General features: G+C 60.7%; 17 protein-coding genes. 11 read left to right on the top strand and 6 right to left on the bottom strand.

The genetic code is table 11. The features are described 5' to 3' along the window. On the bottom strand, window positions 1-1,234 hold a 1,234-nt coding region (locus tag JNL55_RS02800; RefSeq protein WP_293848966.1), incomplete at its 3' end, for a TonB-dependent siderophore receptor. A 194-nt stretch (window positions 1,235-1,428) separates the two neighbouring features. Here JNL55_RS02800 and JNL55_RS02795 point away from each other — a divergent pair. Further along, window positions 1,429-2,724 carry a spinster family MFS transporter gene (locus JNL55_RS02795; protein WP_293848964.1) on the top strand — a complete coding sequence of 432 codons (1,296 nt, stop codon included), beginning with the start codon at window positions 1,429-1,431 and terminating at the stop codon, window positions 2,722-2,724. On the opposite strand, the gene JNL55_RS02790 is transcribed toward JNL55_RS02795, so the two are convergent. Next, entirely contained in the window at window positions 2,640-4,109 is a 1,470-nt protein-coding gene (locus JNL55_RS02790) for an N-acyl-D-amino-acid deacylase family protein (protein WP_293848961.1), read from the bottom strand. The genes JNL55_RS02795 and JNL55_RS02790 overlap by 85 nt on opposite strands. Window positions 4,110-4,328: 219 nt before the next feature. On the opposite strand from JNL55_RS02790, the gene JNL55_RS02785 reads away from it, so the two are divergent. The 6 genes from JNL55_RS02785 to JNL55_RS02760 all read left to right on the top strand — a co-directional run bounded on the left by JNL55_RS02785 (window position 4,329) and on the right by JNL55_RS02760 (window position 10,112). Continuing rightward, complete coding sequence (locus tag JNL55_RS02785) at window positions 4,329-5,207, top strand: alpha/beta fold hydrolase (protein ID WP_293848958.1); 879 nt, start codon at window positions 4,329-4,331, stop codon at window positions 5,205-5,207. A 64-nt stretch (window positions 5,208-5,271) separates the two neighbouring features. Next, window positions 5,272-6,090: an aspartate dehydrogenase gene (locus tag JNL55_RS02780; RefSeq protein WP_293848972.1), complete on the top strand. Its 819-nt coding sequence runs from the start codon at window positions 5,272-5,274 to the stop codon at window positions 6,088-6,090. A gap of 208 nt (window positions 6,091-6,298) precedes the next feature. Then, the gene (locus tag JNL55_RS02775; RefSeq protein WP_293848955.1) at window positions 6,299-7,486 is read left to right on the top strand and encodes a PrnB family protein; all 1,188 of its coding nucleotides are present in this window, start codon (window positions 6,299-6,301) and stop codon (window positions 7,484-7,486) included. Continuing rightward, on the top strand, window positions 7,483-8,649 hold the full coding sequence (locus JNL55_RS02770) for an aminotransferase class V-fold PLP-dependent enzyme (RefSeq protein ID WP_293848952.1): 1,167 nt from the start codon (window positions 7,483-7,485) through the stop codon (window positions 8,647-8,649). The genes JNL55_RS02775 and JNL55_RS02770 overlap by 4 nt, the downstream gene beginning before the upstream one ends. A gap of 37 nt (window positions 8,650-8,686) precedes the next feature. Next, on the top strand, window positions 8,687-9,469 hold the full coding sequence (locus JNL55_RS02765; protein WP_293848950.1) for a cyclase family protein: 783 nt from the start codon (window positions 8,687-8,689) through the stop codon (window positions 9,467-9,469). Between the two features lie 136 nt (window positions 9,470-9,605). Continuing rightward, window positions 9,606-10,112 carry a DUF1993 family protein gene (locus JNL55_RS02760; RefSeq protein WP_293848947.1) on the top strand — a complete coding sequence of 169 codons (507 nt, stop codon included), beginning with the start codon at window positions 9,606-9,608 and terminating at the stop codon, window positions 10,110-10,112. Window positions 10,113-10,122: 10 nt separating this feature from the next. Here JNL55_RS02760 and JNL55_RS02755 read toward each other — a convergent pair whose 3' ends face one another. Both JNL55_RS02755 and JNL55_RS02750 read right to left on the bottom strand, forming a co-directional pair. After that, on the bottom strand, window positions 10,123-11,172 hold the full coding sequence (locus JNL55_RS02755) for a FecR family protein (RefSeq protein WP_293848944.1): 1,050 nt from the start codon (window positions 11,170-11,172) through the stop codon (window positions 10,123-10,125). Then, entirely contained in the window at window positions 11,169-11,693 is a 525-nt protein-coding gene (locus JNL55_RS02750) for an RNA polymerase sigma factor (protein WP_293848969.1), read from the bottom strand. Before JNL55_RS02750 ends, JNL55_RS02755 begins: the two co-directional genes overlap by 4 nt. Window positions 11,694-11,847: 154 nt before the next feature. Between JNL55_RS02750 and JNL55_RS02745 the strand changes: the two genes are divergently transcribed. Next, window positions 11,848-14,454, top strand: coding sequence for a TonB-dependent siderophore receptor (locus JNL55_RS02745; RefSeq protein ID WP_293848941.1), 2,607 nt, complete (start codon window positions 11,848-11,850; stop codon window positions 14,452-14,454). A gap of 12 nt (window positions 14,455-14,466) precedes the next feature. After that, window positions 14,467-15,333 carry an MBL fold metallo-hydrolase gene (locus JNL55_RS02740; protein WP_293848938.1) on the top strand — a complete coding sequence of 289 codons (867 nt, stop codon included), beginning with the start codon at window positions 14,467-14,469 and terminating at the stop codon, window positions 15,331-15,333. A 7-nt stretch (window positions 15,334-15,340) separates the two neighbouring features. Here the strand turns inward: JNL55_RS02740 and JNL55_RS02735 are convergent, their stop codons facing one another. Continuing rightward, window positions 15,341-16,726 (bottom strand): AcvB/VirJ family lysyl-phosphatidylglycerol hydrolase, encoded by a 1,386-nt coding sequence (locus tag JNL55_RS02735; protein ID WP_293848936.1) that lies wholly within the window; start codon window positions 16,724-16,726, stop codon window positions 15,341-15,343. Between the two features lie 423 nt (window positions 16,727-17,149). Between JNL55_RS02735 and JNL55_RS02730 the strand changes: the two genes are divergently transcribed. Further along, a complete protein-coding gene (locus JNL55_RS02730) occupies window positions 17,150-18,304 on the top strand; it encodes a pyridoxal phosphate-dependent aminotransferase (RefSeq protein WP_293848933.1) in 1,155 nt (384 codons plus the stop codon). Between the two features lie 84 nt (window positions 18,305-18,388). On the opposite strand, the gene JNL55_RS02725 is transcribed toward JNL55_RS02730, so the two are convergent. After that, complete coding sequence (locus tag JNL55_RS02725) at window positions 18,389-19,069, bottom strand: TetR/AcrR family transcriptional regulator (RefSeq protein ID WP_293848930.1); 681 nt, start codon at window positions 19,067-19,069, stop codon at window positions 18,389-18,391. A gap of 127 nt (window positions 19,070-19,196) precedes the next feature. Between JNL55_RS02725 and JNL55_RS02720 the strand changes: the two genes are divergently transcribed. Beyond that, window positions 19,197-20,038: TonB-dependent receptor plug domain-containing protein (locus tag JNL55_RS02720; protein ID WP_293848928.1), on the top strand; the 842-nt coding region annotated here is incomplete at its 3' end.

Raw genomic sequence — 20,038 nt, 5'->3', positions numbered from 1 at the left:
GACTCTCGTCCTCGCGCAGCGACGGGAACAGTGCGAAGTCGCCGCGTTGAAAGACGCTGTAATCGGGAGCAAACAGGTCGAACGCCACCAGCGGCGAGAAAGCGTAGGAGGGCTTGCTGTCGACGCGCTGCCGACCGTATTCGAAGCCTGCCGCCAATCGGTGACGAACAGAGCCCATGTCGAACGAGCCTATCAACAGCGTATCGATGCCGAGCGAGCGGCGCGACTCGTCGAGATCGTTGCCGTACAGGTACAGCGTGCGTTGATCGGCATCCAGGAACAGCGGCTGGTAGATGTTGAAATAGTCGAGCTCGGTCCAGCTCTGGCGCACGTTCTGCACCACTTTGAGACGCTCGCTGAAACGATGCTCGAATTCATACCCGATGCTGGTGTAGCGCTGGTCGATCTGCGGCGGGCTGTCCGGATCCTCGATGGTCTGGCGGGGCGAGAGCCTGCCATTGGGATTGGGCAGCAGCAGGCCGGTCGCGGGCCGATCGGGGATCAGCTCGTTACGTTCCTGCGAGTAGTGGCCGATGAAAGTGATTTCGGTGTCGGCACCGATTTCCCAGGTCAGCGACGGGCCGAGGAACAGCCGCTTCACGCCGTCGGTGTAGTCGACATAGGTTCCTTCCTGGCGGTACAGCGCGTTCAGGCGACCATAGACGCTTTGATCGGCATCGAGCGATCCGCCAATGTCCAGCGCCGGGATCATCATGTCGTAGCTGCCGACGGTGAAAGAGGCATCGGCGAACGATTTCTTGACGGGGCGCTTGCTGACCAGATTGATCACGCCGCCGGGCGCGCCCTGTCCATACAGCGCAGAGGTGGGGCCTTTGATGACCTCGACGCGTTCGAGAGCCTGCGGCTCGATATTCAACGCGACGGTTCGCGGCAGGCCGTCGAGCAAAGTGAAGCCGCCTGCGGGAAAGCCGCGGATCGACGGCAGATCGTAGGCATAAACGAACGACGACGCCGAGACGCCCGCGACATTGCGGAGCGCATCGTCGAGCAGGGACACGCCCATATCTTTCAGGAAGCCTTGCGACAGCACCTGAATGTTCTGCGGCGTTTCCAGCGACGCCGAGCCCATCTTGGTCACGTGTTGCTGGATACGCGATTCCGTGACGATGATGGTATCGATCGTTTCTGCATCGTTGCTCTGAGCCTGCGCCGCCGACCCCGATAGCGCCGCACAAATCGCCAGAGCGCTGGTGGTATCGAGAGATCTTTTCATGGCCGTCCCCGTGTTGCTTAATAGTAGTGCCGTGACTGATCTTCGTGGCAGCGTCATGTCACCGCTTTGCGGGCAGCGCCATGTTTTTGCGATTTGGCCCGCGGTCCTGAAGCTGCGGTGGCCGCTCGATCCTGGTAGCTAATTCACTCACCTATACGGCAAGTGGGCCACGGCCCGCAGGGCTACGATCGAGCATGGAAAAGACATCCGAGAACGACACCGGCTACCGCCGCTATGTGCTGCTGGTTCTGTGTGCCATCTACGCCGTGAATTACATCGATCGGCAGGTGGTGGCGATCCTGTTGGAATCAATCAAAGCGGAGTTTGGCGTCTCCGATTCGCTGCTGGGTTTGCTGTCCGGGCCGGCGTTTGCGCTGTTCTACGCGACCATGGGCATTCCCATTGCCATCGCGGCGGATCGGAAAAACCGCGTGCGGATCGTCTCGATGTGTTTGGCGCTGTTCAGCTTGACGACCTTGTTGTGCGGCCTCGCTGCACAGTTCTGGCAGCTACTGGTCGCACGCTTGCTGACTGGCGTTGGCGAGGCGGGCACGGGGCCTGCGTCCCAATCCATCATTTCCGATCTGTATGCGCCGGGCGAGCGGGCCACGGCGCAGGCGACTTATGCCGTCGGGGTCAACCTCGGCATCATGGTGGCGTTCTTCGGCGGAGGCTGGATTGCGCATCACTACGGTTGGCGTTACGCATTCCTGGCCGCGGCCGTGCCCGGATTTCTGCTCGCTGTGTTGGCACGACTGACCATCCGCGAGCCCGAGCGGAGCGGGCCAACGATGAGCGCGCAGGCTCCCACGTTCCGGGAATGCATCGATGTTCTGTGGCAGCTACGTTCCTATAAGTACATTGTCTTTGGCACGGCGATGAGTGCGTTCTCAGGTTATGGGATGGCCGCTTTCATCCCGGCGTTCCTGATGCGCTCGCATGGACTCGATACGGCCCAAGTCGGGGCGCTGTTCGCACTGGTCGTGGGTCTCGGCGGCGGCTTGGGTACTTATTATTCGGGCGTTCTCGCCGACCGCATGAGTCGGCGCGACGCGCGTTGGAACATGTATGTGCCCATGCTTGCAGCACTGGTGTCGTTGCCGTGCTGGCCGGTGTTTTTGTTATCCAATAATCTGGCCGTCACCATCGTGTCGGTGATGATTCCGGTGGCGCTCAGTGTCGTGTTCATCGGCCCCTGTGTCGCGACCATCCAGACGCTGGCGCCGACCAAGATTCGTGCACGCGCAGCCGCGATTCAACTCTTTGTTGGAAACTTGATTGGTCTCGGCTTGGGGCCGCAGGTCGTCGGTATCGCGAGTGATCTACTGGCGCCTGTGGCTGGCCGAGATTCGCTGCGTTATGCGCTTGCGGCCGGTGCGGTCGGTAGCGTCATTGCGGCCTGGAGTTACTGGATGGCATCGCGCACTCTCATCGCTGATCTCAGCAAACGTCCGGACCGGGCGCCGGTGACGCCGGTGTCGCCGCGATAGACCGTTGTTCCATTCACCCAGCATTCGCGAATGCCGGCGGCTGCTTCGGTGGGTTTCTCAAACGTCGCGCGATCGGCGATGTGCAAAGGATCGAACAGTACGAGGTCGGCGTACGCACCTTCCTCTAGGATGCCGCGGTTCTCGATACCGAACACAGTGGCCGGGCGACTGGTCATTTTGTAGATGGCAGTTGCCATGTCGAACAGTCCCAGATCGCGAGCGTAATGTCCCAGCACGCGAGGAAACGTTCCCCAGAGCCGCGGGTGCGGTCCTTCGCTGTTCGGCAAGCCATCGCTTCCGATCATGGTGCGTGGATGAGCGAGAATGCGTTGGACGTCCGCTTCGTCCATTGAAAAGTAGATGGCGCCGGCTGGAGAGAGACGTCGGGCGGCGGCGCGCTGATCGATGCCCCATTCTGCAGCGACTTCCGCCAGCGTGCGCCCACCCGCATCCGGGTGAGGCACGGACCAGCTCACACGGATTGGTATGTCTTCACGCACTAACTCCGCGAGTAGCGACGTGGATGACGCCGCATACGGATAGGCATCGAGGTCGACATCCTGATCCAAGTTAGCGCGATCAATGAGTGCAAGTGTTTGTTTCGATCTGCCGAAGTTCTCGGGCCCCGCACATTTGTGATGACTGATGACGACGCGAGCACCGGCGCGCTTGCCGATCTGCAGCGCCTCTTCGATGCTCTGGATCACGTGCTGGCCTTCATCGCGCAAATGCGTCGTGTAGATGCCGCCATACGCACCGATCACTTCGGCCACGGCCATGACTTCTTCCGTCGGCGCATGCAGGCTCGGCGGATAGGCGAGTCCACTGGAGAGTCCGCGGGCACCTTCCTGCATGGCGAAGGCAAGACGTTCGCGCATCAATGCGATCTCGCGGTCAGTGGCCGCTCGCTGAGTATCGCCTTGCATGGCGTCGACTCGGAGCGTCATGTGTCCGACCAGCGCCAAGGCATTGAGCGGTGGCGGCGAGACTTTGAGCCGCTCGGAATATGCAGCGAAGCTATCGAATACCCATGAGCGCTCATCGCCCAGCAGATCCAGCGGGGAGGGCGGACGGCGAGCGAACGTGGCGGGCGAGAGACTGACGCCGCAATTGCCGACGACCACGGTCGTCACGCCTTGCGACAACTTGTACGTCATATCCGACGCAGGCGATAGAAGCATCCGGTCATCGTGCGTGTGTGTGTCGATGAATCCCGGCGCAAGCGCAAGGCCGCTTGCAACGATTTCGCGTGTGCCCGACCAAGCGCCCAGATCTCCGCAAGCAGCGATTCTGTCGCCCTCGACTGCCAAATCGCCCCTGCGCGCCGGCGACCCTGTTCCGTCATAGAGGGTGACGTCGCGAATGATCAGATCACATCGAGGCATGAGAAGGTCCGTTTTCGACCGGGCAAGGTGCCATTCAGCGCGTTTCTGGGGCAGGCGTCTTTGCTCCAGGGCCCGCGCGTTGACGAAAGGGACCTGGGGCGGGCCGGCGTGGTGGGCCGAACTGACAACTCGCGGGGATAACCGCAAAGCACGGCGGGATGGCTGCGGCATTCTTCAGCTGTGTCCACCGACCGCGGCGGCTGATACAACGGAGAAGCAATGATCCAACACTTTGCTAGAGCCAGTGCCTTGGTGCTGCTGATCATCGTGTCTGCGGCAGTGGCAGACGCGGCGCCGTACGAACAGACACTGATCGATGTAGGCGGCCACCAGCTGCAATTTCGCGTGTATCGCGGCGGACAAGAGACGGTGGTGCTGGAATCCGGTTTCGGCTACGGCGCTGACGAATGGGACCAGCTTGCGCCGCGCCTCAGGACTGCAACGGGTGCGACTGTCATCAGCTACGATCGCGCCGGCTTGGGGATGAGCGATCTGCCCGATGAGCCTTACGATGTTCACGAGGAGGTCGTCGGACTTCATGCTGGGCTGCTGGCACTCGGACGCAGCCGCGATTTGATTCTGGTTGGGCACTCCTACGGCGGCTATCTCATCCAGCTCTACGCGAACTTTCACCCAGGCGACGTGCGCGGCCTGGTCTACGTCGACCCCACCACAATCGCGGGTATCGATGCGCTCAATGCGACCAAGATTGCCGAGTCATTGATTCAGCAGAACGATATCGCGAGTCCAACCAAGCAGCAGCGCTCCAACCTGCGAGTTGCAAAGGGCTACGCGAGCGCCCACGAAACGATGCGTCGTTATCCTGTGATCTGCGGCGTGCCGGTGGTGGTGATTACAGCGGGGAAGACACCGCAAGGTTTGACGAGCGAAGCTCTGGACGCATGGCGGCGTGGCCACGCTGAACTGGTCGCACAAAGTGGCGGCACACATTTGATCGCCGAGCAAAGCGGTCACATGGTGCCCTTCGACCAGCCCGATATGGTGATCGGCGCGGTGAACTCGGTATTAAAGTCGCCGCGTGGCGGCGGCCGGTTGGCGAGGCCGGGCAAGCCCTGTGCTGCTAACAGCAAACTGTAAGAAACAGACTTCTGCGCCGAGTCCTGTTCTAGAATTCGTTTCCGCTTCTACTCAGGGCACACGAATGTCTAGTCCGGCTTCTCCTCGCACCGTTGCTGTCGGCGGGCTTGGCGCCATTGGTTTGACCGTCGCGCGTGCGCTGGATCGCGATCCTCGTGGCCTCGATCTCGTGGCGGTTACGGCGAATGATCGGGCCGGCGCGCAGTCCAAAGTTGCGGGATTTCGCAAGCCGCCTCGAGTTGTTGACCCCGCACAATTAGCGGATGCGGACATTGTCGTGGAAGCAGCGCCCGCGGCTGCATTCGAAGCGATCGCCTTGCCAGCGATCGACCGCGGCTGCACGCTGATTGTTGCTTCGGTCGGCGCGCTTATCCAACGGCTTCACTTGATCGATCGCGCTCGTGCAACGGGTGCATGCATTATTGTGCCAACCGGTGCGCTTGCGGGCCTCGACGCAATTCGCGCGCTCGCGCTCGACAATATCTCGACGCTGACCTTGGAGACACGCAAGCGCCCGCAGGGGCTTGCTGGTGCACCTTATCTCGAACGACAAGGGATCGACGTGACTGCGATCCGCGAAGCGACGTGCATCTTTCGTGGAAACGCACTCGAAGCCGCCGTTGGATTTCCTGCGAATGCTAATGTCGCGGCAGCGCTCGCTCTTGCTGGCATCGGGCCGGAGCGCACGCGTGTGGAAATCTGGGCGGACCCGACAGTTACGGGCAACATGCACACCATTCGAATCGAAGCTGACGCAGCTCGAATTACTGTGAGCGTTGAATCGGTGCCTTCACCGGACAATCCACGCACGAGCAGACTCGCGCCGTTGTCGATTCTCGCTTGCCTGCACAGCCTTTCGTCGACTCTACGTGCGGGCAGCTGATTTCCCACTGATCTGGCACATGGCTCTGGGATCATGAACGTGCCGATGCTGGCTAAGAAATAGGACATTCGTTCTGAGATAGGGGCGTTTTCAAGCACCATTTCCTTGAAACCCCGGCTTCACGTCAACGATCAGGGCCAATGTTCTGCCCAGAATCCCGGACACTTGATGCCCAGGCAAGGGTGGAAGTGTCCGGCAAGAGGCGTCGATGATTACCAGAGCAGAGGCGTTCGATCGTTGGATTCGCTCCGCGTTCGTGGAGCTGAATACCGAGCTCGAGGAGCTGTACTACGCGCGAGACGATCGAGCTCAAGTCGTAGGCATTGGCGATCCGCTCAAAGAACAGCTGCGACAACAAGGTCACGTGCATGTCGTGGCGTTGCTGGAAGAGGGCAATACCGGCGCTGGGTTCGACACGGCGTTCGGCGTGCTCGGAAATGTCGGTTTGTATCTGGCGGCGCTCCGTCGCCATGAGTTGACCAACCCCGCTCGCGAAGAACGTTCTCCCTTTCCCGAAGCGTCAGCGCTGGCGTTACACGTGGGTGTGTCGCTCGGCATGGCGCCACGATTCGCTACGGCTCACCTTGCCATGAACAACCTGGCCGTCGCCGGCGTGCGCAAGAGTTTTACGAGCTTGCCGGATGAAGTGCTGTTCATCGATGAGAACACGCGCGGCATTCTGTCGTTGCAGACTGCCGCCGACGCCCTCATGCGGATCGTGCACCTCGGCGTTTCCAGCCCAGTGGCAGACGTGCTGTTCAGCACGGCGAAACAAGCGCTGCAGGATGTGGTGGCCGTCAACCAACGCTTGTTCGATCGTTTGGACATTCAACGATTTTTTTATTGTGTGCGGCCGTACTACAAGCCGTACCGGGTCGGGCGGCAAGAGTATCGAGGCGCCAATGCCGGCGATTTCTCCGGCATCAACGAGGTCGATCTGCTATTGGGGTTGTGTCGTGCCAACGATCCTTACTACGCGCAGTTGCTGGTCGACAAGATGCTGTTCATGCTGCCGCAGGATCAGGCTCGGCTGAGGGATTGCATGACGCGGACCAGCTTGCTGGATGAGCTGCTGCGGCTGGGCGCGGAACATTCGAGAGCCGACTGGTTTCAACAAAACGCTCGTCTGTATCTGGAGGTCTGCGATCTCTTCGGCAAAACCGCAGCCTTGCACCACGACGCGTTGGTGAAGCGCTTCATCGAACTGCCGGCGGCGGATCTGAAAGAAGACAAGTTGTCCGGCCTGACTGCCAGTGGTCCGCCCTTACCGGTCCTGCTGCGTGCTTTGGAAGTACTCAGAGACATGCGCTTGGCCGCCGATCGAACCGATATCGTTACTCGTCATCGAGATGTACTTCGGCTGCGAGGCCTTCTCAAAACCGGAGCCAGCGCGTGACTGCAGGACCTGTCGATTCCGAAACTCTCCTGAAGGGTGGCGCAGGTTACTTCCTGTATCACTCCATAGGAATGTTTCGCGACAAAGCGCGGCTGATCCAGCAAGGACTGAGCGAGTACACGAACCTTTGGAGCAAGCCCGATGATTCTCAATGGCCTCAAGCGCTGGCCATCCGCCAGAAGTTCATCGATCGATGGCGAGCGCTGATCCATGCCGACGCGGGCACGCTGACGACGTCTGACAATGTAACGACCGCGCTCTACAGCTTATTCGGCTCCTTGCCAGCAGCAATGCTCAAGGGGCGCCGTGTGCTAGTCGCCGCCGACTGCTTTCCCAGCTTGCATTTTCTGCTCGCGGGTTTGGCGCAGCGGTGCGGATTCATACTCGACACTGTGCCGTTGCGACCCGGGGAAGCCTGGGTACGCGATGAAGATTTCCTGTCGCAGTGGAATGGCGATGTAGCGGTGGCCTTGCTGACTCAATGCACGTCGACGGCTTCGTACCGCAGTGACATCGCTTCCCTGGTGGCGCACGCGCGAAGTGTTGGCAGTCTGGTCGGTGTCGACATCACGCAGGGCGTGGGCTTGCTGCCGTTTGACGTGCGTGCTCCGGAAGTAGATTTCACGGTGTCGACCAGCCTGAAGTGGCTCGGCGGCACTTCCGGAGCGGGCATCTTGCACGTTCGCAGTGGCTTGCTTTCACAGTGCAGCCCAGAGTTGCGCGGCTGGTTCAGCCAAGAGAATCCGTTTTCATGGGCGTTGGATGCGTTCGAGTACGCATCGGATGCGCGGCGCTTCGATCATGGCACGCCGTCTATCGTCGCCTGTGCGGGCACGCTGCCGGTGCTCGAGTGGCATGCACAGCAGAATCAGAGTGAGCGCCTCGCTCACAATCGTCGCCTGGCGTCGAAAATTATCGCGGCTGCTGACGCCATGGGCTTGCCCTTGGTGAGTCCTCGCGAGGAGGGGCGGCGTGGCGGCAGCGTGATGATCAGGCTGCCTGCTTCCGTGGATACTCGCGAAGTCATTGGGCGTTTACGCGCGACCGGTGTGTATGCGGATTGTCGCGGCTCGACGCTGCGGCTATCGCCAGGAGACCTGACTACGGACGCCGGCGTCGATCGGTTGTTCACGAATTTGCGGCTTGCGCTGACCAATCCATAGGTGCATTATTTTAAGCATCAACCAATAGGAGAGGGCAGTGTCCAGTACCGAAGGTCTGACGAAGTTCGCGGCGGATATCGCTAGCGGTGCGATCAAGGTGGTCGACCTCACTCAGACCCTGTCGGAGGACACGCCCATCCTGGTGCTGCCGCCACAGTTCGGACAATGCGCAGCCTTTTCCCGCCAGGAAATCTCGCGTTACGACGAACGGGGTGTCGCCTGGTACTGGAGTAACTTCACGGTCAGCGAACACACCGGCACGCATTTCGATGCCCCAGTGCATTGGGTGAGCGGCGCCAATCTGCCGGACAACTCGGTGGACACCGTGCCGGTTCGAGATTTCATTGCGCCGGCAGTGGTGCTCGATTTCTCGGCTCAGGCGGCAAAAGACCCAGACTTCCTGTTGGAGGTTTCGCACATCGTGGCCTGGGAATCCAAGTACGGCACGATACCGGCGCGCAGCTGGGTGCTGTTCCGCACGGATTGGTCGAAGCGAGACACAGAGGCGTACACCAATCGTCGCGAGGATGGGGCGCATACCCCGGGTCCGACGGCAGAAGCAGTCCGCTTTCTGATCGAGCAGCGCGATGTGATCGGCTTCGGCGTGGAGACGATAGGCACCGATGCGGGGCAGGCGCATCTGCTGAACCCGCCGTATCCCGCACATACGTTGTTTCATGGGGCGGGGCGCTATGGCCTGCAGTGCCTGCAGAACCTCGATCAATTGCCGCCGATGGGCGCCGTGGTAGTAGCTGCGCCGCTCAAAATCCGCGACGGATCCGGCAGTCCGTTACGCGTGCTGGCGCTGGTTGGTCGATAGATCGGCACGGCGCCGAGGTCAATCAAGTTTAAAGCTGAAGCAATTCAGCAAGATCGTCGGGAGGGCTGCGCTCTAGCTTCTGACGCGGACTGATCTCCGCTCAGGTACCATGTGCGGCCGTGCCACGGAGACCTTCATGACGATTTCGATGTATCAAGCCTCGGTGCCTGCCTTCATTCGCGCGCTCAACAATCTTGCTGCCATCCTTGAAAAGGGTGCTGCCCACGGGCAGGCACGCAAGATCGACGAGTCGGTGCTGCTGAACAGCCGACTGTTCCCGGACATGTTTCCGTTGACGCGCCAGGTTCAGATCGCCACGGACACGGCGCGCAGTGGCGCGGCCCGTCTTGCGGGCTTGGACTTTCCGGCCTATGAAGACAAAGAAGCGACGTTCCAGGAACTGGTACAGCGCATTCGTAATACCGTCGGCTTTCTGGAAACGCTGCAGCCGGCGCAGATCGATGGCAGCGAAGACAAGACCATCTCCTGGCAGACGCGCAGCAGTACCAAGAGCATGCAGGGCCAGGCTTATCTGATGAATCATCTGCTGCCGAATGTGCATTTTCACGTCACCACGGCGTACAACATTCTGCGTCATAACGGCGTAGAGGTCGGCAAGAAAGATTTTCTCGGCCCTGGCTGAGTCATCCGCGCTAACGCGACTCGCTGACGGCGGGCGGCAACTCTCGGCTACGCACCAAGATCTCGTTGCCGCTTTGCTCGACCGCCAACTCGCGACGGGTCTGCAGTATCTGTAACAACGATTCGGGCGCATCGGCATCGAACGTTGCCGCGAACCGCCGAGCGCCCGCGTGTTCGTCCAGGATCCGAATCTTCGGCCGACGGTTGTAGCGATTGAACTCGGCTGCGATGTCATCCAGCGTGTCGTTCTGGAATACCAGCCGGTGCTGCCGCCAGGCAGCGACCTGCTTTGCATCCACTGGCCGTAGCTGAACGGGTTCGCTAGCTGCGATCCGCGCTTCTTGTCCCATGAGCAGTTTTTCGGTCGCTACGCTCGAGGTCGCGCCGCTGATGATTCTGACGCTGCCTTCGAGCACGGCGACGGTGGTTTCGTGCGAACGCCGATAGACATTGAACTGGGTGCCCAAGGCCTGAATCACATTGTCATCGGCATGCACTCGAAACGGGTGCGCCGGATCGTGCTTGACCTTGAAGAGCGCCTCGCCTCGTAGCAGCCGAATGTCACGCCCGGTGTCGCTGTACTTCACCTGGGCTCGGGTTTCTATGTTCAAGTGCATGGCCGAGCCGTCCGGCAATTCGACGACGCGCTGCTCGCCGAAATCCGTGGCGTAAGTTTTCCAGCCGCCATCCCACCAAAGTAGCCCGCCAACCAGTATCGCGAGTGCCACTGACGCTGCTACAGCCCAGCGGCGAGGGCTGATCTCGGAGCGCAGGGGCTGAGCGACTGTTTCGTTGATCGAGATAACGGCCGGCGCCGGATTCTTTGCACTGTTCATTGCGCGGATGTCCGCACATTGCGCTTCGGTCAAGCCGGCGATCTCGTCGGCGAAGGTGAGCACGAGGCAGAACTCTTCTACATGTCGCGGCGATTCGGCCAGCCAGCGGAACAGGCTCGCTGAATCTGTCTGGCCGTCCTGCAGATCGCTGAGCCATTGGATGGCGCGCTGGAGTACCGGGTTCGAGTCGTCGTTCATACCGTTGATCGGCGTTGGAGCAGTCACTGGCCAGTCCTCGTCCAACCCTTGCGGGCGAGGGTCATGCCGCTGAAGAAATAGCGCTTCGCCGTGCCGGCGGTGAGGCCGAGGCGTGCGCCGATCTCCTCGTAGGCAAGCCCATCGCGCAGTCTGAGGAGCACAACCTCACGCAACATCGGCGGGACCGGCCGCAAAGCTTGCATGACGTCAGCCTGGGCTTTGAGCTGTTCGAGGCCATCGCTCTTCTCGACCGCATCCAGGGCCGACTGGTCGAAAATCTCCGAGTCGAAATCCACTGGACTGCGGCGCTTGCAGTCCTGGTATTCCGCGACCACGTGCGCCGCGACCCTGTATATGTACCGGCGTGGCTCTCTGATCTTGTTGGGGTCGGTTACTCGCAGCAGCCGTGTCCAGACTTCCTGCGCCAACTCCCGTGCGTCCTCTCGGTTTCGGACTCTATTCATCAGGTAGTTCCGCAAGATGCGGGCATACCCCTCATAGGCGAGGCGCGCAAACGAGGTTCCCGCTGGTTCCGGTTTTGGCGTCATCAATGAATAGGACGGTAGTTTTGGGCCAATCGCGAAAACTATTATTCACGATTGTCGGCGAAGTCCCGTCCATATGCATAGACGAGTTACCGGTCGTGCGCATCCGGCGGCATCCGGCAGCAATAATCAGAACCGATCGATGGGGACTTCGACAATGACCACCAGCACCCTGAGCATCCTGAGCGCTGTAGCGCTCACCACTAGCCCGCTGCTGCTCGCGGGCACTGCTGAGGCGCAGATGTCCTCGGCAAGCCAGCCGGCGGCCAAGATGGCAATCAGCATCGAGATGCTGCCCTTGACTGCGGCTCTGAATAAATGGGCCGAGCAGACCGGGATGATGGTCATGGTGCCCACCGAGGAAGGGGTGGACGCGCTGATCGCGAGCGCTGTGATCGGCGAGTTCACGGCGGAAGAAGCGCTGGTCCGCCTGCTCGGCAACAGCGGATACACCTATCAGTTCGTGAGTGCGCGAACGGTGGCGGTAGAAAAGCCGAGCCGCGAGAAGACGACGTTCCGTCGCTCGGATACGGGGACGTCATCTTTGCGTCTGGCGCAGGCCGAAGCTGTCAACGAAGAAACAGACGCGCGCAACCTCGAAGAGGTGGTGGTTACCTCGCAGATCATCTTCACTCAGAACGATGCGTTCGGTGCGACCAAGATGGGCCTGCCCATTAAGGACACGCCGTTCAGCGTGCTGCCGATTACCGGCGACTTGATCGAGCTCGCGACCGTGCGAGACCTCAATGATCTGGAAAAACTGGACCCCTCCGGCGCTGCCAACAACAGAGACGGGGCGGCGGGTGACAACCGCATCCGCGGCTTCCAGACAGAGAAGCGGATCGACGGGTTTCGTAATCCTTTCTTTACCGTGGGCAACGATCTTGCGCCGTTCGATCGCATCGAGATCATCAAGGGCGGTGTGGGCACGCTGTACGGGCAGACCAATCCCGGCGGCGTCGTGAATTTTGTTTCGAAGTTGCCGCAAAGTACTTTCGCGGCGCGCCTCAAGACTGAGGCTGGCAGCAACGACTACCAGCGCGTGGAAGGCGACCTGACGGGGCCGTTGCTCGGCAGCGATAAGTGGTCTTATCGACTGCTGGCGGCGACTCAGAACGACGATACATATCTGGACTACTCGCGAGACGACAGAACGACCTTCGCTCCGTCGCTGATGTACCGAGATGAGAACTCGACGTTTGTGTTGAGGGGGCGCTATCAGCATCAGGATGTTTCCTATGCCACCAGTGGTGCTCCGACCTTCACGCTGGATAGGCCGCTGCCCGAGGGAATGGCTTGGGAGGAGGCGCTCTCGACTGGTGTGGTCGGGTTGAAGAATGTCGACGTACCTCGTTCGCGTTGGCTGTCGCCCATCGGCGGAGGCATCGAGAGTGACGTTTACTTGGGGCAGGCGCAGTACGAATACAATCTGCCCTCGGGATGGAAGCTGCGCTCCAATCTGCAGTACGCCCAGGTCGAAATTCCCGACCGCAGAACGGTGACCCTGATCGGTCCGTTCGATGTCGAGGGCAATGCGCTGTCGTTCGAGCGGGGCCTGAACCTGAAGTCCTTGCAAAGAAACGTCAGTGGCGAGCTGAATCTGTTCGGCGACTTCAATCTGCTGGGACGTGACCACACGCTGTTCCTCGGCGTCGACTACGCGCAGTCCAGCTACTTCGAGAGTGCGCTGACCAATCGCGGCGGCAACTTCGGACCGGAGGAAGCGGTGTTGAATCTTTTCAACCCGGACTATGAGGCGGCCGCACAGCTCATCACGCTTACCGACGCTCAGCGCAACACCTTCCGAGGAGGTCGCACTGACAACACCTACTTCGGCGTCACGACGCAAGTCATTCTGAAGCCGACCGATCGGGTCAGCGTATTCCTCGGCGGGCGGTTCAGCACGGATGCGGGCGGAAGTGCGTACGCCGAGACGCTGACCAACAGGTCGCAGGCGCTGGGTATGGCGCGCAAGCTAGAAACGTCCGATGGCCGCACCGTCTACGACAACTTCAGTAAACAAATTGCGGTGACCTACGCGCCGACCGGCAAGCTGACTGTTTATGCGAGCGCCGGGGAGAGCTTCCTGCCGAGCTTCGCGTGGGCTTATGTGGAAGGCAACGCCGAAGGCGATCTGATCGAGTCGCTGACTACCGAAAGCTATGAGGTCGGGGTGAAGGGACAGTTGTTCGGCGCCCTGGAGTTCACGCTCGCCGCGTTCGACATGACACAGGACGTGGTCACGGACGATCCAGAGCATCCGACTTTCAGTCTGGTCTCGCCCGGCTGGAACAATCGCGGCGTCGAGCTGACGTTGCAAGGTCGGGTCACACCAAGCATCAATCTGTTTGCCGGCCTTGCCTTCCAGGACATGACTTATGACCAAGCACCCGACAAGGGCCTGCGCAATGGAGTTGAAGCTCCGCGGCTGGGTCTGTCGTTGTTCGGAACCTACGAGATATTGGGTGGCCCGCTGCAAGGCCTCGGGTTTGGCGCGGGTGTAGTTCACAAACGTGGACGTGAGACTGGTGTCGAGAGTGGCGTGACCAATCCTGCAACCGGCAAGCCGTTGCTGCTCGACCTGGGTGACTTTACCGAGGTCGACGCTCGGATCTTCTACAACGCAGGCCAGTGGGGTGTGTACGCGGCCGGTACCAATTTGCTCGACGATAATCACATGACTACGGCGTCGGGCGCGATTGGCAGCTTTGCCTTCCAGAATCCCGGGCGGGCGTTTCGCTTCGGGGCCACTTACGACTTCTAAGTGGAGTCAGCTGTGAAGTGGGCCGTCGTTGCATCGTGGCTATCGCTCGTTGCTTTGATACAGAGTTTGGCGGCAGCGGAAGCGTTCGGGCCGCTGTCGCCGCCGCCACATCGTATCGCCGGGAATCTCTACAATGTAGGGAGCAAGGGCCACAACAGTTTTCTGATCACGACCGCTGCCGGGCACTTTCTGATCGACAGCGGCTTCGATCCGAAATTGCTCGACCGTGGTGACGAACAGGTCGGGCCCAAGGAGATACAGGAACACATCGTGGCGCTCGGGTTCGAGCCGCGCGATATCAAATTCCTCCTGTGCACTCACAGTCACATGGATCACGTGGGCGGGCATGCCGAGATGAGGCGTGCTACTGGAGCACAGGTGATGGTGATGGCTGGAGATGATGCGAGCGTTCGGGCAGGCGAGGCTGGTGCGGATTCGACTTGGACGCCTTCGCCGGTGGATCGGGTGCTTCAGGATGGCGATGAGCTGACGTTGGGCGGAACCTCATTGCGAGCACATCGAACGCCGGGACATACCAAGGGCGCCACCACCTGGACATTCCAGGTCGTCGAGGATGGTCGCAAGCGCGACGTAGTGTTGCTCGACTCTGCTTGGTTCTGGTTCGAGAGCGACGCGGAGTACCCGGACCGCGGTAGCGACTATCTACGCACGCTCCAACTTGTGAAGGCGCTCCCTTGCGACATTCTGCTCGACCCGCACGGCTACTACTATCAACGCATGCGAGTACCAGCTTCTGCCGGAGAGGCGCAGGAGTCGTCCAATCCTTTTGTCGATGCTCAGGGATGCAGCCGGTTCATCGCGGACAAGCAAGCGGAGCTTCTCGAGCATCTGCGAAAAGAGCGCAGCGCGCCTGAGTAAAAGGCGTCTACAAGCCATTCAGGATTCGAGCGGCGAGCGCGTCGTAGGCGCCGCCGAAATGATGTCCGCCAGGAAGCACTTCGATACGAACATTGCTGGCGGTGATCTGCGGACACAGGGAGCCGGATTCGTCCGCGCCATATAAGCACAGGGTTGTGCCGGCGGTGAGTAGATTCGCTTCGGGCAGGATGGGTGCGCCACCGAACTCGGCGCCCAGCCAATTCCCCAGATGAAACTCGAAGGACGCTCGTTTACCCGGTCCGATCAGCACTGTGCGTGCGACGAGGGCGCGAGTCTCGGGTGTCAATCGATTCACCGCAAATGGCAGTACATCCGCGCCCTGCGAGTAGCCCGCCAGGATCACGCCACTCTTTTGCCAGTGCGAAGCGTAGAAGCGAATCGTGCGGTCGAGGTCGGTGGCCAATCCCTCCGGCGTACGTGCGCGCCAGAAGTAACGCAACGAGTCGAAGCCGACGACGGCAATGCCCTTGGCGGCGAGTGCGGCTGCGACGCTGCGATCCAGCCCGGCCCAGCCGCCGTCGCCGGAGAGGATGACGGCGAAGCGCGATGCAGGCGCGCCGGTGGCCATGACTTCGACGATGGGCAGATCGCCGAGCGAGGCGGGCGGGGTCGGTAAGGTGGTGGCGTGTCGGGCAGCGAGTCTCTGGTACGAGTCGATCAGCAACGGTTGCCATCGTCGTCCATCGGCCGCATCGTTCTGCAGCGCTTCTTCGATTGGTGTGAGCTCGACATCGGCAATGTTCTTGGCGAGTGTTCGTACGGACGCCAGCGGGCAGCGCCGATCTCGATCGCCTTGCAGGATCATCCACGGTGCCGGCAGCGATGGGAGCGGCGACACCGTGATGCCACTCGCCGATGAGCGTGTCGATGGCGCGAGGCCCGTGCGTCTACACAGCGGCTTGCTCACAGCGATGTCCGGGCAGAAGTCGATGGAGATCGCGCCGGCGAATGTGCCGGTAGGCGCTTGTGCCAGCATCAAGTAAGCGAATGAAGCGCTGCCTCGATAACCAATCAGCAGCGGCGTGTGATACGTCGGCAGTTTTGCGTAGCCCTGCACGAAGTGCGACAGGTTCTCCAGGTCGCCATCAGGACTGAGGCACTCGTGCGCGCTGTGATTCAGATTGTTGAAGAATTGCGGTGTCTCGATCCCGATCACCAGCGCGTGTTGTTTGGTGAGGTCTTGAGCCAGCGTCTCGGTGCTGGCATCCCAGCCAGCTTCGCTCGATAGAAACAAGGCGACGCTGCTCGTGTCGCCGGCGGGGCGGTAGATTTTGACGCCATGAAAGCGACCGTGGGACAGGGTCTCCTGCGCGGTCGCCGGCAACAGAAACGACAAGCCGCACAGGGCTACTGCGGTCATGAACGACTTCACGCGCGTTCTCCTTCGCTTCGCAATAAAGCAAGCGCTGGGCGGCTATTCTGCGCTTGCGCCGGCCAACGCGCGCGCTCTGTTACAATAAAACGCCACGTTAAAGAACGGAGTCGGAAACTTATGAGTTCAAAGGCTTCCGGAGCGACGGTTTATCTCGTGGGCACGGGAACCTGCCTGGCCAGTAACTACGAGAACCTTTCCTGGATGCGAGTTCTCGACTAGCGCGGGGTTCGGCACGGGGTTGCAGCGAAGGTAATCGGGCGACTCATGAGTACGATGGCTTCGATCGCTTGAAGAAGACGCGCGAGGCTTGCGGCCTTTGCGTGGCAGCGAGAGGATGGGGGCACTTGAACTGTTCGTCGATCGCGAGCCGCCGAGACGGCCCGCGATTCAGGCGAGCCCCGATTCGATAAGAGCGTAAACATGTCACACCTCGAAGGTCGCACACGTGTTCAGACGTTGCGAAATCAGCAGATACGCGAAGTGGCCAATGCGGCCATGGGTGCCAAGGACGTGCTGGGGTTCTGGTTCGGTGAATCGCATCTGCCGACGCCGGAGCCGATTCGAGCAGCGGGCGCTGCGGCCTTGGCCAGCGGTGCGACGTTCTATACCCCGAATCTAGGGCTGCCAGAGCTGCGAGAAGCCGTTGCTACTTATCTGTCGCGGTTGCATCGGCCCATCGGCAGTGAGCGAGTGGCCATCACCAGTTCGGGCGTTTCGGCGTTGATGATTGCGATGCAAGCGCTGCTCGAGCCCGGTGATTCGGTGGTGATCGTCACGCCGGTTTGGCCCAATCTGCAGGAGATGCCGAAGATACTCGGCGCTGAAGTGATCCCAGTGCCGCTGAGGTTTGGCGAAGCGGGCTGGCGACTGGATCTCGACCAGTTGCTCGACAGCATTCAGCCTGGAGTGAAGGCGGTATTCATCAACAGTCCCAACAACCCGACCGGGTGGACGCTCAGCCGAGCTGAGCAAGAGGTCATCCTGGCCCGCTGTCGGCAGAGCGGGGTCTGGCTGATTGCCGACGATGTTTATGAGCGACTGTATTTCGCCGGCAAGAGTGCGCCATCGTTTCTGGAAATCGTCGACCCCAAGGATCGATTCATCGGCTGTAATTCGTTTTCCAAGGCGTGGCGCATGACTGGATGGCGGGCCGGATGGGCGGTCATGCCTGAAGCGCTGACGCCGAACTATGCCAAGCTCATCGAATACAATACGTCGTGCGTGCCTGGCTTCATTCAGGCGGCGTGTCGCGTTGCCCTGACCGACTGCGAGGCCGATGTCGAATTTCTAGTGGAGCAAGTGCGCTCGAATCAACGCCAACTGCATGAGCGCCTGTCGCGAGTGGATAGGATCGAGCTGGGTGCTCCGGCGCCGGGGGGAATGTACGCCTTCTTTCGTATCGAGGGGCTCAGCGACAGCTTGGCGTTTTGTAAGAGTCTGGTACGAAACGCCAAGATCGGGTTAGCGCCGGGATCTGCATTCGGCGACGCCTCGCCTGAGTTCGTTCGCTGGTGTATTGCCACCGATCCGCTCAGATTGACCGCGGCGCTGGATCGTTTCATCGAGGCGCTTTAAGCGCGGGCGAATCCACGATCGAGCGGGCGCTTCCGGCTGGATACGAAACGCTGACGAAACGTTATGACGTGGTGAGCGCTCGGCTCACGCTCCCGTAGTTCGTTTGCTCTGATCCTTCAACAGATCAAACGCGGCTTTCTTCAGAAAGCCGAGGTCGTCATCGAGCACGCGCTTGTCCTCGAAGATTGCCAGTAGCGCTAGTCCGCGCATCTGACTCGTCACGAACGTCCATAGATTGAACGCGGCCGTGCGTCGCAATCCGATATCGGCGAACGCGCGCGATAGGTCGGCGACCGCGCGTGCCACCACATCCTTCTGCATCGTCGCCAGCACTTCGCGCAGCTCGGCATTGCCGCGAGTGCCGAACAGCAGATCCCAGAACACCAGGTACTCAGGCGAGCGGTACATGCTCCAGTAGATGTCGATGATCTGGTCGAGGCGTCGCTGCAAGGACTTCGTGTGGGCAGTCTCGTCGAGCGACAGCTGGAAGATTGGATAGACCGCTTCAGCCACTGCGCGCAGCAGTTCGCGGCTGGAGAAGAAGTGGTGCTGAACTGCACCGCTGGTCAAGCCGGCGCGTTTGGCGACGTCGTTGATGGTGAGCCGTGAAAAGCCCGACTCGTGTGCCAGCTGGATCGCGGCATCGAGCAGCTTCTGCCGTGTCTGTGTACTGCGTTCCGCCTGTGTCCGGCGTTGCCGCGGCGCTGCGGCGGGTGCTGCCGGGCTCGCATCGGCCACGGGCAGTACAGGGCGCTGTTTGGTCATCGACTTCCTCATTCCGGGTCGGGCCTGTGGGGCGAATCATAGCCAAGCCGCTTGACAACATACATTAGATGATTAATGTATGTACACGGACCGGACCTCGGCACCGACAACGAATGGGGAGAGAGCGGTGAATCAGAATGCAGTCGTATTGCTGGCGCTGGGTCTGGCCACTCATGCAGCCGGCGCGCAAGCGCAGGACGTGCCGAGTGGAGCTGTGGCGGACGACAAGTCGGCCGAATCCTTTGCGGGTCTGGAAGAAGTCGTCGTCACTGCGCGTTTCAAGGAAGAACGCCTGCAAACCATTGGCTTATCGGCGGTGGCCCTCTCCGGTGAGTCACTGCGCGACGCCGGCGCGAGCACATTTCAGGACATCGCGGGCCAGATGGCGGGCCTCAACCTGTCCGATCGCGGCCCGAATCGCATCGACGTGTCGTTTCGCGGCATGGCGAACGTCACCGAAGGCAACGACTGGCAGCGTTCAACCGCGACCGTCGGCATCTACCTCGACGACGTTTCGGTCGTCACGCCGTTTCCGACGCAGCGTAGTTGGAACATGTTCGACGTGAGCCGTGTCGAGGTGGTGCGCGGTCCGCAAGGCACACTCTACGGCGAAGGCGCGATGGGCGGTGCAGTCCGTTTCGTCACTCAGGATCCATCACTCGAGCGCTTCGAAGGCCGCGTCGCTGCTTCGTGGGGCAGCTACAGCCACAGTAGTGGCAACAACTGGCGCGGCGATGCCACGTTCAGCATGCCGTTGATCGACGACGTTCTCGGTCTGCGGCTGACGGCGTTCAAACAGGACGACGCCGGCTTCATCGACTTCACTGGCGCCGGCGTGCGCGACGCCAACTCGTTCGAGAGTTCGGGCGGCCGCATCGTGCTGCTGGCAAAGCCCAGCGAGAACCTGCGCGTGCGCACGTCCGTGACCTACGAAGATTCCGATTTGGCCAGCGAGTGGAAGGTGACCGA

The organism is Steroidobacter sp. (assembly GCF_016790065.1).
Taxonomy (GTDB): domain Bacteria; phylum Pseudomonadota; class Gammaproteobacteria; order Steroidobacterales; family Steroidobacteraceae; genus Steroidobacter.
This window is presented reverse-complemented; position numbering and strand designations above follow the sequence as displayed.

Bases quoted from the DNA above. Each gene is read 5' to 3' on its own strand.
- JNL55_RS02745 (WP_293848941.1), top strand. From the start codon at position 11,848: ATGACCACCAGCACCCTGAGCATCCTGAGCGCTGTAGCGCTCACCACT.
- JNL55_RS02760 (WP_293848947.1), top strand. From the start codon at position 9,606: ATGACGATTTCGATGTATCAAGCCTCGGTGCCTGCCTTCATTCGCGCG.
- JNL55_RS02725 (WP_293848930.1), bottom strand. From the start codon at position 19,069: ATGACCAAACAGCGCCCTGTACTGCCCGTGGCCGATGCGAGCCCGGCA.
- JNL55_RS02750 (WP_293848969.1), bottom strand. From the start codon at position 11,693: ATGACGCCAAAACCGGAACCAGCGGGAACCTCGTTTGCGCGCCTCGCC.
- JNL55_RS02780 (WP_293848972.1), top strand. From the start codon at position 5,272: ATGTCTAGTCCGGCTTCTCCTCGCACCGTTGCTGTCGGCGGGCTTGGC.
- JNL55_RS02795 (WP_293848964.1), top strand. From the start codon at position 1,429: ATGGAAAAGACATCCGAGAACGACACCGGCTACCGCCGCTATGTGCTG.
- JNL55_RS02790 (WP_293848961.1), bottom strand. From the start codon at position 4,109: ATGCCTCGATGTGATCTGATCATTCGCGACGTCACCCTCTATGACGGA.
- JNL55_RS02730 (WP_293848933.1), top strand. From the start codon at position 17,150: ATGTCACACCTCGAAGGTCGCACACGTGTTCAGACGTTGCGAAATCAG.
- JNL55_RS02785 (WP_293848958.1), top strand. From the start codon at position 4,329: ATGATCCAACACTTTGCTAGAGCCAGTGCCTTGGTGCTGCTGATCATC.
- JNL55_RS02775 (WP_293848955.1), top strand. From the start codon at position 6,299: ATGATTACCAGAGCAGAGGCGTTCGATCGTTGGATTCGCTCCGCGTTC.